Annotated in this window: 13 protein-coding genes and 1 pseudogene; 3 read left to right on the forward strand and 11 right to left on the reverse strand. The window is 55.0% G+C overall.

All coding sequences use genetic code 11. The features are described 5' to 3' along the window. Nucleotides 1-3: 3 nt before the first annotated feature. Nucleotides 4-893: pseudogene (locus ABKW30_RS01245) on the reverse strand (LysR family transcriptional regulator). A gap of 101 nt (nt 894-994) precedes the next feature. Here ABKW30_RS01245 and ABKW30_RS01250 point away from each other — a divergent pair. From ABKW30_RS01250 to ABKW30_RS01260, 3 genes are all read left to right on the forward strand, one after another. Continuing rightward, the gene (locus ABKW30_RS01250) at nt 995-1,834 is read left to right on the forward strand and encodes an oxidoreductase (RefSeq protein ID WP_348596218.1); all 840 of its coding nucleotides are present in this window, start codon (nt 995-997) and stop codon (nt 1,832-1,834) included. A 103-nt stretch (nt 1,835-1,937) separates the two neighbouring features. After that, nucleotides 1,938-2,372, forward strand: a complete 435-nt coding sequence (locus ABKW30_RS01255; protein ID WP_348596219.1) for a nuclear transport factor 2 family protein — start codon at nt 1,938-1,940, stop codon at nt 2,370-2,372. Between the two features lie 208 nt (nt 2,373-2,580). Continuing rightward, a complete protein-coding gene (locus tag ABKW30_RS01260) occupies nt 2,581-4,443 on the forward strand; it encodes an ABC transporter ATP-binding protein/permease (RefSeq protein WP_348597557.1) in 1,863 nt (620 codons plus the stop codon). Nucleotides 4,444-4,445: 2 nt separating this feature from the next. Here ABKW30_RS01260 and ABKW30_RS01265 read toward each other — a convergent pair whose 3' ends face one another. The 10 genes from ABKW30_RS01265 to ABKW30_RS01310 all read right to left on the reverse strand — a co-directional run bounded on the left by ABKW30_RS01265 (nt 4,446) and on the right by ABKW30_RS01310 (nt 14,630). Next, complete coding sequence (locus ABKW30_RS01265) at nt 4,446-6,374, reverse strand: LTA synthase family protein (protein WP_348596220.1); 1,929 nt, start codon at nt 6,372-6,374, stop codon at nt 4,446-4,448. A 285-nt stretch (nt 6,375-6,659) separates the two neighbouring features. Continuing rightward, the gene (phoB, locus tag ABKW30_RS01270) at nt 6,660-7,346 is read right to left on the reverse strand and encodes a phosphate regulon transcriptional regulator PhoB (protein WP_008128223.1); all 687 of its coding nucleotides are present in this window, start codon (nt 7,344-7,346) and stop codon (nt 6,660-6,662) included. 16 nt (nt 7,347-7,362) lie between these two features. Then, nucleotides 7,363-8,091, reverse strand: coding sequence for a phosphate signaling complex protein PhoU (phoU, locus tag ABKW30_RS01275; RefSeq protein ID WP_348596221.1), 729 nt, complete (start codon nt 8,089-8,091; stop codon nt 7,363-7,365). Nucleotides 8,092-8,112: 21 nt separating this feature from the next. Beyond that, the gene (gene pstB, locus ABKW30_RS01280; protein ID WP_348596222.1) at nt 8,113-8,934 is read right to left on the reverse strand and encodes a phosphate ABC transporter ATP-binding protein PstB; all 822 of its coding nucleotides are present in this window, start codon (nt 8,932-8,934) and stop codon (nt 8,113-8,115) included. A 21-nt stretch (nt 8,935-8,955) separates the two neighbouring features. After that, nucleotides 8,956-10,272: a phosphate ABC transporter permease PstA gene (gene pstA, locus ABKW30_RS01285; protein ID WP_348596223.1), complete on the reverse strand. Its 1,317-nt coding sequence runs from the start codon at nt 10,270-10,272 to the stop codon at nt 8,956-8,958. After that, complete coding sequence (gene pstC / locus ABKW30_RS01290; RefSeq protein ID WP_348596224.1) at nt 10,269-11,735, reverse strand: phosphate ABC transporter permease subunit PstC; 1,467 nt, start codon at nt 11,733-11,735, stop codon at nt 10,269-10,271. The genes pstA and pstC overlap by 4 nt, the downstream gene beginning before the upstream one ends. Before the next feature lie 90 nt (nt 11,736-11,825). Continuing rightward, nucleotides 11,826-12,863, reverse strand: coding sequence for a substrate-binding domain-containing protein (locus tag ABKW30_RS01295; RefSeq protein WP_348596225.1), 1,038 nt, complete (start codon nt 12,861-12,863; stop codon nt 11,826-11,828). A 386-nt stretch (nt 12,864-13,249) separates the two neighbouring features. Beyond that, a complete protein-coding gene (locus tag ABKW30_RS01300) occupies nt 13,250-13,642 on the reverse strand; it encodes a GFA family protein (RefSeq protein ID WP_348596226.1) in 393 nt (130 codons plus the stop codon). 92 nt (nt 13,643-13,734) lie between these two features. Next, a complete protein-coding gene (locus tag ABKW30_RS01305) occupies nt 13,735-14,253 on the reverse strand; it encodes a DUF4269 domain-containing protein (protein ID WP_348596227.1) in 519 nt (172 codons plus the stop codon). A 113-nt stretch (nt 14,254-14,366) separates the two neighbouring features. Then, entirely contained in the window at nt 14,367-14,630 is a 264-nt protein-coding gene (locus tag ABKW30_RS01310) for a DUF2312 domain-containing protein (RefSeq protein ID WP_040856131.1), read from the reverse strand. Between the last annotated feature and the right edge of the window lie 26 nt (nt 14,631-14,656).

Consider the following 14,656-nt stretch of genomic DNA (forward strand, 5'->3'; position numbering starts at 1 on the left):
CCCCTATCTGTTTGCTTTCAGAAAATCTATGAAGGCGCGCATCGCTGTCGGAAGTTGCCTGCGGCTCGGATAGTAGAGAAAGAACCCCGGATAATAGGGGCACCAGTCCTCCAGAACCCGCTTCAAGCGCCCTTCGGCAATATGTGCCTCCGCTTGCTGCTCAAAGAGATAGGCGAGGCCAGAGCCATCCAATGCAGCGCCGATCATCAAGTCCTGATCGCCCAGTGTCAGCGGACCTGTCACTTCGATTTCAAGTTCTATACCGCCTTTTTCGAACTCCCAGCGGTAAAATGATCCACCCGCGAAACGATAGCGGATACAGGGCTGCGTGCTCAGATCACGCGGCGTTACAGGCACGGGGTGTTGTTCGAAATAAGCGGGCGATGCGACTACCGCAAAGCGATGCCTTGGGCCAATCGGCACAGCGATCATGTCCGCTGCAATCATCTCGCCAAAGCGCACGCCCGCGTCGCAACCCTCCGCGACCATATCTACAAGCGCATCATTGACCAGAAGCTCAACCTCGACTGCCGGATAGGCCGCAGAAATTTCGAGATGATTGGCAAGAGCACGAGTTTCGCCGCAGCCCGTGCCGCATTGATCCGCAATTTTCCCGATGGCTGGCCTCTAAAGGCATTCAAATCCTCCAGCGCATCTTCAATATCGAGAAAAGCCGGATTGACCCGGCTGAAAAGCTGCTGCCCGGCATCGGTCAGTGCCACGCTGCGCGTTGTCCGGTTGACCAGCCGTATCTCAAGCCGTTCTTCGATGGTGCGCAACGCATGGCTGAGCGCCGAAGCAGTGACGCCAAGCTCGACGGCGGCTTTGCGGAAACTCCGATGCTGGGCAATAGCCAGAAATATGGCGAGGTCGGCAGGACCAATCTTTCGCATTGATGAATTTTCCTCATTAGCTCGTGGAAAATTGAAGCGATTATTTCATCTTACTTCATGCGGTAAAACTTGGCTGAGTTCAACCAAGAAAGGAAAATATCATGCGTATCTGGTTCATTACGGGAGCATCGCGCGGCTTTGGCGCACTGATCACCGAGGAAGCTTTGAAAGCAGGCGATGCCGTTGTTGCAACCGCCCGTAACCCTGCAACAATCACTGCCCGTTTTGGCGAACATCCCAATCTGCTCCCCGTCGCGCTCGACGTCACAAACGAAGAACAGGCAAACGCCGCAGCCGAACAGGCGATCAAGCGTTTCGGCAGGATCGATATCCTTCTCAACAATGCGGGCTTCGGTCTGCTTGGCGCAGTTGAAGAGGCGACAACCTCCGAGATTGAAAAACTCTATGCAACGAATGTCTTCGGCCTGCTCAAGGTTACCCGCGCCGTGCTTCCGCACATGCGTCGGCAGCGTTCCGGCCACATTCTCAACATCTCCTCCATCGGCGGTTATGTCAGCCATGCCGGCTGGGGTGTCTATTGCTCAACGAAGTTTGCGGTGGAAGGCATTTCTGAGGCTCTTCACGACGAACTTGCTCCCCTTGGCGTAAAGGTAACTGTCGTCGAACCCGGCTTCTTCCGCACCGATTTTCTTGACGAAAGCTCACTTTCAGTCAGTCACAGTGCCATCGCCGATTATGATGAAACTCCAGCAGGTGCGATGCGGTCTTTGGCCGTTGAGTACAATCATGAACAACCGGGCGACCCCGCACGCCTCGCCAAGGCAATGATCATCGTTGCTCATTCCGATAATCCGCCGCTTCGCATGCCATTCGGCTCGGACACGGTAGCGGCAATCGAAAAGAAGAACGCTGCCGTAGCCATGGAGCTTGCCACTTGGCGCGACCTGGCAGTTTCAACCGACTTTCCAACAGGCGCCTGAGCGCATTCAGGAAAGGAGCAATGCAATGTTTGACAGACGATCCGCTCTCCACGCTCTGACGCTATCAACAGGTCTTTTAATGTTGACCCCGATGGAGATGAGCATGGCCCAAACGAACGACGCTATTGAAACGCAGAGCAAGGCGATTGTCCAAGCTGGATTCGACGCGTGGAAGAACGGAACGGGTAGCCCCTACGATTCGCTTGCCCGGGATGCCACGTGGGAAATCGTCGGGAACTCCGCGGCTTCGCGGGTCTATACCAGCAAGGCGGATTTCATCGATACAGTCATCCGTCCTTTCAACGCCCGCATGTCGACCCGACTCGTTCCCACCATCCGCAATGTTTATGCCGATGGAGATACGGTGATCGTCTTCTTCGATGCCGAGGGAACTGCGCGGGACGGGAAGCCTTATCGCAATACCTATACGTGGTACTTGCAGTTGCGCGGCAAGGAAATCGTCAAGGCTTCCGCATTCTTTGACAGCGTTGCCTTCAATGATTTCTGGCAGCGTGTGACACCGCAGCCTCAACAATAAGCATTGGTGCCCGGGCGATGATTTGCCTGGGCTTCATCTCTGAGCGCTCCCTTTTCGCAAATATTAACCCAATTTTAACCACGGTTTGTTGCAATGCGTAACATTGTGTTACAATAATTGAGAATCAAACCGAGGAAATCCTTTGCAAGCAGGCAATGACGCCATTGAGAAAGCAGTTCCCGCCAACAGAACCTCCACATTATCCTCAATGTGCAGCTTCTGGGGATTGCTAAGGGCGTACTGGACTTCGGATCGCTGGGTCGAAGCCTGGGCACTGACAATCGCCATTGCGCTCTTGACCGCAGCGGCAAGCAAGGCCAGCGTCTGGATGGCAATGGCGTCCGGCGAGTTGATCAGCTCATTTGTCAATATTCACGACCCGCTTGTGATCGATCCGCTCAATGTGATTCTTGTAAATGCCGGTATTCTCGCCGCACTCGTCGCGGTCAAGGAAGTTGGTTTCATCGGCTTTCGCCACCTCCTGTCGACCACGCTGCATCGCAAATGGCGCGGCTGGCTCAATACCCGCTTCGGCGAAGCGCTGCTTGATGGGCAGCACACCCACTATCATTTGCAGCAGGGCGGCTCTTCTTCTACCCAAGACCAGACGCCGGATAATATCGATCAGCGCATTCAGGAGTCCATCAAGGGCATGACCGGCGGCGCTATCGGCCTTGCAATGGGGGTTCTCGGTGTCACCATGTCCATTATCTTCGTGGGCCAGAAGCTCATTGAAATGTCGACGCCAATTCCCGGCCTCGATATTCTCGGCGATTATGGCAGCGCCACGCTGGCCTTCGCTGCAATTGCTCTATACGTCCCCGTCAGTACATGGATTGCCATGCGCATTGGACGCGTGCTCGAAAAGCTCACTTTGGCCATGCAGCAATCCGAAGGAAGTTACAGGGGCGAGCTGACCACGCTTTTGCGCCGCAGCTTTCAGGTAGCCGCCGCCAATGGCGAGACAGTCCAGAAGTCGCTGCATGGCAGGCTTTACAAAAGCGTTGATAAAAATTGGGCTCGATTCAATGTTTTCGATGCGTGCTACATGTCGTTCACATCGGTCTATAATTTCTTTTCTGCCCGTATCGTGGCCTATATTCCCGGTCTTCTGCCCTATATGGGCAACACGATCAGCTTCAAGAATTACATTACCGGTTCCGAACTCGTCGGCTCAATGATCAATGAATGCTCGTGGTTCATCCATGTCATGCCTGCGATCGCCAATCTGCGGGCAAATGCGCGGCGCGTCACCGAACTCGCACAGGCCGTCGAGCGTGTCAGCCAGCCCTCCGAATATTATCGTTCAACCGGCGTCAGCGAGTTTAAATTCGCAACGCAGCACGAGGCCTTTGGCATTTCGGTCCGCGGCCTTGAATTGATGCATCGCGATAGCGAGGTGAAGCCTTTTCTGACCTTGCCGAATATGCGCCTGCGCAAGGGCCAATGGGCATATATCAAAGGCGATTCCGGCAGCGGCAAAACCTGCCTGCTCAAGGCAATGAACGGCCTTTGGGGTTACGGGCGCGGCGAGATATTCTACCCGAAAGATGCGGCAACCATGTATGCCGCGCAGGAGGTAAAGCTCCCTGGCGTCTCGCTTAAACAGCTTGTCTGCCTGCCGATGGACGAAGCCCGCTTCAACGATGCATCTGTTGCCGCCGCATTGCATCGCGCCGGCATGGGCGACTTTATCGAAAATCTTTCCGATGAAAGCCGTGACGGCACTTCATGGGATCAGCTTCTTTCGGGCGGCCAGAAGCAGAAACTTGTGCTTGCGCGCATCCTTCTGCACAAACCTGCCGTTCTGTTTCTCGATGAGGCAACCGGCGCGCTTGACCCGGATTCCAAGATTGCCTTTCATCAGGCTATCAAGGATCACTGCGCCGGTACAACTGTCATCAGCGTGATGCACGAGATTGAAGCGCCCCGCTCCATTTCCGGCGAAAGCTTCTACACAGATATACTGGAAATCGGTGACGGCGTGGCTATCCAACGGTCACTTCAGGAAATACCGGCAGAACCCGTTCCAACGCCAGTAACCAGCTTCCCGCTGGTTGCAGCAGAATAGCATCAAAACATCGGGGCTGTAGCCTTGCCCGCACCGGTTTCGGGGAAGAATTTCTGCGTACCGTGCTGCTCACCGAACATCATGTCAAATTGCAAAAGCCGCAGATTATTGATCAACGGATCGATCTGCTGCTTGCCTGACCAGTCAGGCATCGGCTCGTCATTTTCCGTCACCAGCATATGCCGGTCTATGACCTTGTACTTGTCCCGAACTGCTCCGAGAACGCCGGTATAGTAAGGATGGCTCATGCCTGCCAATTCCAGCACATGCAGCGGCAGGAATGACGGGCTGACCGTACCGATGCCATAATCGGCACCCCATGTATTCGACCATACGACCAAGGGCGTTTCATGCTGTTTCAGCATGTCATCCAGAGGCGCCCGCCGGTCGGCCACACGATTTTTCATGTAGCCCGTCGCCACATAGGCCTCGTTGAGCGGCGGCAGATGATCCCCGAAGAAAACAAGGATCGTTGGGCGTTTGCGGTGGGACGCCCAGTTCATCAATTTTTTCAGGCTGCGATCCGCGTCGGACGCGCCTTCCGAGAATGTCTCGATGATCTGACGAGGGCCCTCGCCCGCATCCGTGGCAGCGCTGATCCGGTTATTCTTGTAGCGGTTCGGTTCGTAAGGACCATGCCCCTGCAATGTAACCGTGAAATAGAAGAATGGTCCCTTGGCCTTGTCTGCCTCGCTGATCACCTCGTCCATCAATGCATCATCGGAGACCAGCGGCCCACGTGCCTTCAGCTTTGGCAGGTTTTCTTCCGACATGAATGTATCAAAGCCGAATGATTCATAGACATTGCGGCGATTCCAGAACCACTCCCGATAGGGATGGATCGCTTTTGTCTCATAACCCTCGCTTTTGAAGAACGTCGCCAATGACGGCACGGAGTGACGGACATATTGCTGATAGGGAATGCTGCCATATGGCAGAAAGGCATTGGAAAAGCCCGTCAACGCCTCAAATTCCACATTTGCAGTCATCCCGCCGAACTCCGGTGAAAACACCGAGCCGGACTGATTGGCGCGAACTGTAGGGATCGGGTCGCGATTGAAACTCACGCCGGGAAGCCGGGTTGGGTCCCAGAAAGATTCGCTCATCACCATGATGATATCGGGTTTGCCCGTGGATTCGAACAGTGCCGGAACCGAAGGTATCGAGCTGATCGCCTCTGCCGAATATCCCGCTGGCGCAGAAACATCCGCCATCGGCAGGTTGAGCGCAAAAGCCATGGTGAAACCATTATGCGCGTAGTTCTCTTTCTGGTCCCACATGATCGGTTGAACATGCAGCCGGTCCCGCGCCCATGAGAATGTGTTGTAGTCCATGATCGAGACAAAGAATGCCAGCGCAGGCACCGCAAGTGCCAACCGCCAAAGCCGGCCCTTACTGCTAAGGCGTGTCCCCCGTTTGCGCCAGAACCGCCACGCCATTACTAGTCCGGTGGCAGCTGTAACTCCGGCCAGCAGCAGCGCAACCGCCGTCCATGGCCGCTCGCGAACCAGCAGCGGCATCAGGTCAAATATCTGGCGCGAATACAAAAAATCCGCCGGATAGAGCGGATCGCCAAGATAAAGAGCTTTCTGCCGCCCTACCCATGTAAAAAACAGGGCAAGCGGCGCAACAATCAGCAGGCCGTTATGGGCCCGGCCGAAAATGGCATCCAATGTAAGAATAATCAGGACATAGAGACCAACTGTGGTCCATGCCGGACGATAAAGCTGCTGAAAGAAGAGAATCGAGTCTGAGATTGAGCCCCGAAACACCAGTTCGATGGCAAGAACAAGCATTGTGGAGATGGCAAATACGGCCGTCAGATAGCCCGCGTGGCGGAAAAAACCTGCCAGCCGCGATGGCCTGACCACCGCTTCTGCACCGGACCAGACATTCGTTTCAAGTTCCACTTGCTCGATCTGCCCAGCCAAAAACATCTCCACGCTACACGAGAACGGCATTCACAAAACCGTCACATAAACGTCATATATCAGCGTTCCGTTCCCCGACCAGTGACAAAATCGTTAATGCCGATAAATTTGTCTTGATACAGAGTCATGGATTGTGATGGCTGGCGAGCTTTTGTGCCGCGACCGGAATGGCAAGTCTCCGGAGTTTAAAAAGAACATGAATACAATGTGGCCCGGGTCGTTCTTGTGAGGAACGGCCCGGGCCGGAATGTCTGAAACAAAGAAGTTTATACGGAAAGCCGGTCGCTATCCGAAAGAATAGCCTGCACCGCGCACTGTACGGATGGGATCAAGCGAGCGGCCGATATTGATTGCCTTGCGCAGACGGCCCACATGCACGTCAACCGTGCGGTCATCGACATAAATGTCCGCGCCCCAGACATTGTCCAGTAATTGACCGCGCGAGAACACCCGGCCCGGCGATTGCATGAGGAATTCCAGCAGGCGGAACTCGGTTGGACCGAGCTTCAATTCGCGTTCCTTGCGGAAAACCCGATGCTGCTCGCGGTCAAGCTTCAGATCGCCAAAGCTCAATACGTGTGAAAGCAGGCTGGGATTGACCCGTCGCAGCATGGATTTGATACGTGCCAGCAATTCCGGCGTGGAGAACGGCTTGACCATGTAGTCGTCCGCACCGGTTGAAAGTCCGCGCACACGCTCGCTTTCTTCCCCGCGTGCCGTCAGCATGATGATCGGCAGGATTTCCGTCTCGCGGCGCGCACGCAGGCGGCGGCAAAGTTCAATACCCGAAAGACCCGGGAGCATCCAATCGAGGATCAGCAGATCCGGTACTTTTTCGCGCAAGGCTATTTCGGCTTCGTCACCACGGCTGATGGTTTCGACAATATAGCCTTCAGCCTCCAGATTATACCGGAGGAGTACACTGAGGGCGTCTTCGTCTTCAACGACTGTGATTCTGGGAGCTATAGGCATGATCTGCTTCCGGCAATTATGGCGTGACTGGCTCGTCTAAAATAACGGTATGGGACTGGTCTTCCTTCGGACGTTCCGCTGGAAGCTGGGTTCCCGTGACAATGTAGTAAACCGTCTCGGCAATATTGGTGGCATGGTCACCGATACGCTCGATATTCTTGGCGCAGAACAGCAGATGCGTGCAGGCCGATATGTTGCGCGGATCTTCCATCATGTAAGTCAGGAGTTCGCGGAAAAGCGATGTGTAAAGCGCATCGATCTCATCGTCGCGCTCGCGGACGATGTTGACCTGTGCCACAGAACGCGTTGCATAGGCGTCCAGCACATCCTTGAGCTGTGTCAGCGCAAGCTCTGCAATTGTCTGCAAGCCACGATAGACAGAGAGCGTCTGCCGCGTGTCATTGACCGCAACAACGCGCTTGGCGATGTTTTTGCCGAGATCGCCGATACGTTCGAGATCGGACGAGATGCGGATGGTGCCGATGACTTCGCGCAGATCGATTGCCATTGGCTGGCGCTTGCCGATGATCGTGATGGCCTTTTCGTCAATCTCGCGCTGACCGGCATCGAGGATCAGGTCATCCGAAATAACGCGCTGGGCAAGGGCATTGTCAGAATTTACCATGGCGGACACGGCCTGTTCGACCATGCGCTCCGCATGCCCGCCCATCTCTGCAATCTTGTGCGTGAGGAACTTCAGTTCATCGTCATAGGAGCGGACGGTGTGTTGTGCTGTTTCAGTCATTGCCTAAGCCTCTTCCCGTGATCAACCGAAACGTCCGGTAATGTAGTCTTGCGTGCGCTTTTCGGTAGGGCTCGTAAACATCATTTCCGTGTCGCCGACTTCGACAATATTTCCGAGGTGGAACATTGCAGTACGTTGCGACACACGAGCAGCCTGCTGCATCGAGTGTGTGACGATGACAATCGTATAGTTCTGGCGCAATTCATCGATCAACTCTTCGACTTTTGCCGTAGCAATCGGATCAAGCGCCGAACATGGCTCATCCATGAGGATGACTTCAGGGCTGACCGCAATGGCCCGTGCGATGCAAAGGCGCTGCTGCTGACCGCCCGAAAGGCCGGTGCCAGGTTCATGCAGACGATCCTTGACCTCAGCGAAAAGACCGGCGCGTTGCAGGCTTTTTTCAACGATTTCCTCCATATCCTGCCGGGTACGGGCAAGACCATGGATGCGTGGTCCATAGGCCACATTCTCGTAGATGGACTTCGGAAATGGATTGGGTTTCTGAAAAACCATGCCGACGCGGGCACGCAGTTCGACAACATCGATTTTCGGATTGTGGATGTCTTCGTCATCGAGCGTGATAAGTCCGCCCATCTTGCAACCTTCAATCGTATCGTTCATGCGATTGAGTGTGCGCAGGAAAGTGGACTTGCCGCAGCCCGAAGGCCCGATCAATGCCGTTACCATCTTTTCCGGTATATCCAGACTGACGCCGAACAAGGCCTGCTTGTCACCATAATGGACGGTGACGTCGTTGCCTCGCATCTTGATCGCATTGGTTTGCGCGTTCATCTTGTCATTCACCGCTTTTTCGAGATTTCGTTCGGTCATTAGATTCATGATTGGAGCCTTCCCCGTGACCTACCAGCGACGCTCAAAGCGGCGCCGAAGAATGATTGCCGTGATATTCATGACCGCAAGGAACAGCAACAGTACGATGATAGCACCGGATGTCCTTTCAACGAAGGCCCGTTCCGCCTCGTTGGCCCACATATAGATCTGCACCGGCAATGCCGTCGACGGATCGAGCGGTGTCACGGGACTGTTGGCTACGAAAGCCACCATGCCTATCAGCAGCAGCGGTGCCGTTTCGCCCAGTGCGTGAGCAAGGCCAATGATGGTGCCGGTCAATATGCCTGGTGCGGCAAGCGGCAGCACATGATGAAAGACCATCTGCGTTTTTGAGGCACCGATGCCCAGCGCCGCAGAGCGGATAGAAGGTGGTACCGCCCGCAGTGCCGCACGGGTCGCGATGATGATCGTTGGCAATGTCATCAACGTCAGGACCAGCCCGCCGACCAGCGATGCCGAGCGTGGCAAGTGAAAGAAGTTGATGAATACCGCAAGCCCCAGCAGACCGAACACGATTGAAGGCACGGCAGCCAGATTATTGATATTGACTTCGATAATGTCTGTCAGCCTGCTCTTCTTGGCATATTCCTCAAGATAGATGGAGGCGGCAACACCGATTGGCAACGATAGACCCAGCACGATGAGCATCATGTAGAGCGAGCCTATCAGCGCGACACCAAGTCCCGATGTTTCAGGACGGCTGGACGCACCATAAGTGAAAAGGCCGGAATTGAACCGCTGGGCCATAATGCCCTCATCCCTGAGCGCGTTCATCCAGCCGACCTGACGGTCGGAAACCTTGCGCCGGGCTTCGTCCACACCAAGGTCGATCTGACCCTTGAAGGCGGAGTCGATATCGGCACCCGTCAGAACCCAGATGTTCTGCGTGGTTCCGATCAGTGCGGGATTACGGACAACAAGCTCACGCAATTGTCCGCGCACGCCGTCGGAAAACAACTTGCCCAGCTCACGTGTGGCAGGCTTGTCGCTTGCATTCACACCGAGCTTCTCGGCCAGGGCATTGCGGGCAAGAACCGGATAGTTCGCAGTCAGAAGAACATTCGGGTTCGTTGCGCGCGCATTTTCAGGATCAATGACCGCCGGGTCGAGATTGATCGCCAGATTGACCTCGGTTTGCCAGAATGCGGTATAGCCGTTGGAGAATACCGAAAACATCAGGGCAACAAGAAAGAATAGTCCTACAGCAATCGCGGCAATGCCGTAAATCCGGAAGCGGCGTTCGGCAGCATAGCGGCGCTTTAGACCGATATCGCGCCGCGCGGGACGGGCTGGAGCTGATACCGGATTGAGAGTTATGTCGGTCATTCGTACTGCTCCCGATACTTACGCACGATGTAGAGCGCGAAAATATTCATCGCCAGAGTGATGAAGAAAAGGGTGAGGCCAAGGGCAAACGCCACCAGCGTCTGGGGCGAGTTGAACTCGAGATCGCCGGTCAACTGATTGACGATCTTGACGGTGATCGTGGTCATTGCATCGAACGGATTGATATTCAGATTGGCAGCGACGCCGGCAGCGAGCACCACGATCATGGTTTCGCCGATAGCACGCGATGCCGTCAGAAGCAGAGCGCCGACAATACCCGGCAATGCAGCCGGTAAAATCACGCGGCGAATGGTTTCGGATTGGGTCGATCCGAGCCCGAGCGAGCCGTCACGCAGCGAGCGCGGAACCGCAGTGATGATGTCGTCGGACAGCGACGAGACGAAAGGGATCAGCATGACACCCATGACGATACCGGCGGTGAGCACGCTTTGTGCCTGGATAAACGCGTAACCACCGGAAAGCGCCGCACTCAAGTCACGCAGGAAGGGCCCAACCGTGACGAGGGCAAAGAAGCCATAAACGATGGTCGGGATACCGGCCAGCACCTCAAGCAGCGGTTTGACGACCGAACGCACACTGCGGCTGGCATATTCAGCCATGTAGATCGCGGCAAACAGCCCGATCGGCACGGCAAAAAGCATGGCGACGAAAGCGATATAGAGTGTTCCGGCAAGAAGCGGGATCAGACCGAATTGCCCCTGCGATCCGCCTGAGCCTGCCGCGGCAAAACGCGGGTCCCACACTGTTCCGAAAAAGAAACTCGTCGGCGAAACCGACTGGAAGAATGTGAGTGTCTGGAACAGCATCGACAGGATGATGCCGATAGTGGTCAAAATGGCGATGGTAGATGCGGCGACAAGCGCACCGAGAATGATCCGCTCGACATTGTTGCGGGCCCGGGTCCGCGCCTGAATGCGGGACAGCCCGAAAATCGCACCCGCAATAGCGAGGGCAATGGCAATGAATGCGCCGGTATTCTTCGCGAGCTTGGAATTCTTGTTCCACTCAATAGCGATGGGGATCATGAAATCCTGACCCTCTGTCGCCAGAGCTACGCCTTTTGCGGACAGAATAGGGCGCAGTTCCGCAAAAGTCTGAGGAAGATTTTGCCGCTCCGCATCCGTAAGACGGTCGAGGCCGCGGGCAATGCCGCTCACCATACCGAGTTCCAGACTCTGACTGGCAATGACACTGTTTTCATTGTGGACTGGCAATTCTGAAATTGCAGTCCGCTCAAGATACATGCTTGTCGCTGCGGCCCATATGGCGATGAACAAAACTGCAGGCAGTGCAGAAACCAGAAAAGCCCACCAGCCATGATAGTGTGGCAGCGAATGTGCCTTGACGCTCCCATTGTCCTTGCCCGCAGCACGCCGGCTACCGATGAGGTATGCGGCAACAGCTATGGCGATGACGATTGTAAAAACCAGCAATGTGGACATCAAAGCTTCCTCGATCCGTCCGTGCAAATTCAAAGTCTGATGACGATCAAGCGGGCGGCCGGGGCCGCCCGCTTGATGCAGTCAGGCTTATTACATTGTCTTACCGGCAGTGAATGCGTCGCGCTGTTCCTTGCGCTCGGCTTCTGGTGCAGCAACAAGGCCGTATTCAACCAGTGGGCTGTCTTCGCCGATCATCTGCTCACCAAGGAAGAACTCAACATATTCCTTGAGGCCCGGGATAACGCCGAGATGAGCCTTCTTGACGTAGAAGAACAACGGACGGGAGACCGGGTACGTGCCGCTGGAGATTGTTTCAGTGCTTGGAACAACGCCCTCGACTGTAGCAACCTTCAACTTGTCGGCATTGTTTTCATAGAATGCCAGACCGAAAACGCCAACGCCGGTCTTGTTGGCGTCGATGCGTGCCAGTGTTTCGGCATAGTCGCCATCGATATCAACTGCCTTGCCGTCCTTGCGGATGGCGATGCAGGCGGAAGCTGCTGCCTTTTCGTCAAGGCCAGCTGCCTTGATCGCGTCTGCGGCACCGGCTGCCTTGCAACCGCCAGTCATCAGCTTTTCTTCGAAGACTTCGCGTGTACCGTGCTTTTCACCAGGGATGTAGGCGGCAATGTCCCAATCCGGCAGGGCAGGATTAACCTGGTTCCATTTGGTGTTTGGATTTGCAACGAGTTTGCCGTCAACCGGAACCTGCGCGGCAAGTGCCAGATAAATGTCCTTGGGTGTCAGAGCCCAGTCTGGACCCTTGATGTCGGTAGCAAAAACGATGCCATCATAACCGATGCGCACTTCCTGAACGTCCTTCACACCGGCATCGACGCAGGACTTCAATTCGCTTTCCTTGATCGGACGCGATGAGTTGGCGATATCAACTGTGTCTTCGCCGACGCCCTTGCAGAATTCCTTGATGCCTGCGCCCGAACCACCGGATTCGACAACAGGCGTCTTGAAGTCAGGATAGGTCTCGCCGAATGTTTCGGCAACGATCTTGGCATAGGGCAGCACTGTGGAGGAACCGGAAATCTGGATCTGATCACGTGCAGACGCAGTGCCGAGGGAAGCTGCAATGCCGAGGGCGGCAATTGCGGCCGTCGAAAAAAGCTTGTTCATGGTCTTACTCCTGTTGGGAAACTTTTGAAGTCACCGCTATCTACAGAAGGTTTATAACAGTCATGTGACACTTATATTACGGTTTGATCACAATGCTTCGGCCTTGCATTCTGCGAGAATAAGCTATTGTTTTAATTAGCTATTTATGACCGGATCGAATCCACATCCTGCAAATGAGCCTTCTGCCAAAAATCATGGTGAAGCTCAATTATATCACTGCAGGTTGCAGTACGTTGCCCGGCATTCTCTTCTGCCAAGCGTAACCGCGGCAGTTATGCGTCCAGACTTGGCAAAAGGTATCGTCATGAGCTGGCCAAGGGATAAGAGGTCCCATGCCCGGCAGCTGCATTCCCACCCTTGTCACGAGTAAAACGGCTTGAGACAGCCTATTCTTCAAAACGACCCTTTTCTTCGCGGTCGCGTTCATACCGCTTATTGAGTGGAAACGGCGGCAACCATGACTCGCGACGGACAGTCCAGCTTTCGTATGTCGGCACCAATTGATCGGGCTCATCGAGTGAGCCCAGATTCACTTCGACTTCATCATCGCTACGCGCGAAGACAGGCGAGCCGCAGCGGGGGCAGAAAAAGCGTCCGGCGTAGCTGCTTGTTTCGCCCTCAATTGTCACAGCGTCATGAGGAAAGATCGCAATGGCACCAAAAAGCGCCCCATAATGTTTACGGCAATCAAGGCAGTGACAAAGGCCGACCCTGTATGGAAGTCCCGTCGCCACAAGCCGCACACTTCCGCAGCGGCAACCACCTGTAAACCGGTCCATTGCATATCTCCTCCACTACCAACGAGATGTACTATGAACCGCACTAGGCAGATAGTGGTGTAAAAAATCTGCCGTCAACGCGCCCAGCAGGTCTATATCGCCGTCAATCGCTCGGCGAGAACATCGTCTGCCAGCGCTTCAAGCTCCAAGAGCGCGTTGTAAGGATCGCCGGTCAGGCTCAGCGCTATGGCAAATGCCGGCTCTGTTTTTAGTCCCGAGCGGCGCAATTCCATCACGCGATCCCGAAACGCAGCTCCGCCCAGATGAAGCAGACGAGCCTCTATGCAGAAGTGCCGCCAACCTGCCTGTTCGTCTACAGGTTCGGGGCAGGCAAATATCTCGAATTCCCACCCCTCACCATGAAAAGCAGCAATGATGGGCCGCGCACCATGCACCCATTGCTCGATCCGGAAATCCTCAAGCGGCGAAACAATATTCCGGATCACGTCCATGAACGCGGCTTGGTCCGTCAAATGACACAGCACATCGATATCACTGGTTTCGACTGCGATACCCAATGGCGGCGTGCCCGCAACTCTTGGGTCGAATGCATGCAGAAGCTGCAATAGCTGCATGCGTTCCAGTGCAACATGATAAGGAGGACGAGCCATCGTTCGGAGCCGCGTCAGGGTTCGATATCGTGATCGGCGAGCACATTCTGGATCAAGGCTATGATGCAGACCACGATACGCAGCATTCATTTCCTCCGCAGGCCTTTGGAAACTTACTCCATGCCAAGCGCATTCATGTACAGTTCGAGGATTGCTTCTTCTTCCTTGCGCTCGTTGGCGTCTTTCTTGCGAAGGCGAACGATCGTGCGGATGATTTTCGTGTCGTAACCACGGCCTTTGGCTTCGGCCATCACTTCCTTGATGTCGTCCGAAAGCGTGGTCTTTTCCTCTTCGAGGCGCTCTATGCGCTCGATGAACTGCCGCAATTCCGCTGCCGCAACACCTTCGACACCACCCTGTGCGCCCAAATCATCCATGCTCATATCTCACTCCGTAAAACTTA

Source organism: Phyllobacterium sp. SB3 (genome assembly GCF_040009165.1).
GTDB lineage: Bacteria > Pseudomonadota > Alphaproteobacteria > Rhizobiales > Rhizobiaceae > Phyllobacterium.

Coding starts and splice junctions, on each gene's coding strand:
- ABKW30_RS01250 (WP_348596218.1), top strand. CDS start 995: ATGCGTATCTGGTTCATTACGGGAGCATCGCGCGGCTTTGGCGCACTG.
- ABKW30_RS01255 (WP_348596219.1), top strand. CDS start 1,938: ATGGCCCAAACGAACGACGCTATTGAAACGCAGAGCAAGGCGATTGTC.
- ABKW30_RS01260 (WP_348597557.1), top strand. CDS start 2,581: ATGTGCAGCTTCTGGGGATTGCTAAGGGCGTACTGGACTTCGGATCGC.
- phoB (WP_008128223.1), bottom strand. CDS start 7,346: ATGCCTATAGCTCCCAGAATCACAGTCGTTGAAGACGAAGACGCCCTC.
- phoU (WP_348596221.1), bottom strand. CDS start 8,091: ATGACTGAAACAGCACAACACACCGTCCGCTCCTATGACGATGAACTG.
- pstB (WP_348596222.1), bottom strand. CDS start 8,934: ATGAATCTAATGACCGAACGAAATCTCGAAAAAGCGGTGAATGACAAG.
- pstA (WP_348596223.1), bottom strand. CDS start 10,272: ATGACCGACATAACTCTCAATCCGGTATCAGCTCCAGCCCGTCCCGCG.
- pstC (WP_348596224.1), bottom strand. CDS start 11,735: ATGTCCACATTGCTGGTTTTTACAATCGTCATCGCCATAGCTGTTGCC.
- ABKW30_RS01295 (WP_348596225.1), bottom strand. CDS start 12,863: ATGAACAAGCTTTTTTCGACGGCCGCAATTGCCGCCCTCGGCATTGCA.
- ABKW30_RS01300 (WP_348596226.1), bottom strand. CDS start 13,642: ATGGACCGGTTTACAGGTGGTTGCCGCTGCGGAAGTGTGCGGCTTGTG.
- ABKW30_RS01305 (WP_348596227.1), bottom strand. CDS start 14,253: ATGGCTCGTCCTCCTTATCATGTTGCACTGGAACGCATGCAGCTATTG.
- ABKW30_RS01310 (WP_040856131.1), bottom strand. CDS start 14,630: ATGGATGATTTGGGCGCACAGGGTGGTGTCGAAGGTGTTGCGGCAGCG.